Origin of the sequence: Falsiroseomonas algicola, assembly GCF_011040385.1 — a bacterium.
Taxonomy (GTDB): Bacteria; Pseudomonadota; Alphaproteobacteria; order Acetobacterales; family Acetobacteraceae; genus Falsiroseomonas; species Falsiroseomonas algicola.
In genome coordinates, this window is the sequence record NZ_JAAIKB010000060.1 from 1 (window position 1) to 783 (window position 783).

Consider the following 783-nt stretch of genomic DNA (forward strand, 5'->3'; position numbering starts at 1 on the left):
CTCCACCCAGGCCGGCGGCCTCACCACGACGCAGGTCGCGGCGCTGACCACCACGCAGCTTGCCGGCCTCGGCACGACGCAGGTGGCCGGCCTCACCTCCGGCCAGGTGGCGTCGCTCACCACCACGCAGATCGGTGCGCTGACCACGACGCAGATCGGCGCCCTCTCCACCGCCCAGATCCGCGGCATGGAGACCACCGACCTCGCCGCGCTGACCACCACCCAGGTCGCCGGCCTCACCTCCACCCAGCTCGGTGCCCTCAGCAGCGGCCAGGCCGCGGCGCTGGAAACCACCGATCTCGGCGTGCTGACCACGACCCAGTTCGCCGGCCTCCGCTCCACCCAGCTCGGCGCGCTCACCACCACCCAGATCGGCGCGCTCACCACCACCCAGCTCTCGACGCTGTCTTCCACGCAGTCTTCGGCGCTCACCTCCGCCCAGATCGCGGCGCTGACCACGACGCAGCTCGGCGCGCTGTCCTCCACCGCCATCGGGGCTCTCGCCACCGCGCAGATCCGCGGCATGGAGACCACCGACCTCGCCGCGCTGACCACGACGCAGGTCGCGGGCCTCACCTCCGGCCAGCTCTCGGCGCTGACCTCGACGCAGGCCGCCGCCCTCGAGACCACCGATATCGGCGTCCTCACCACGACGCAGCTCCGCGGCTTCGGCTCCACCCAGCTCGCCGCCCTGACCACCACCCAGCTCGGCGCCGTCACCACCACCCAGCTCGCCGGCCTCACCTCCACCCAGGTCAGCGGCCTCACCACCACCCAGGTCGC

General features: G+C 73.1%; 1 protein-coding gene. It reads left to right on the top strand.

From position 1 onward, the window contains the following. A partial coding sequence (locus G3576_RS31000) for a hypothetical protein (RefSeq protein ID WP_456237363.1) occupies window positions 1–783 on the top strand: 783 nt, incomplete at both ends.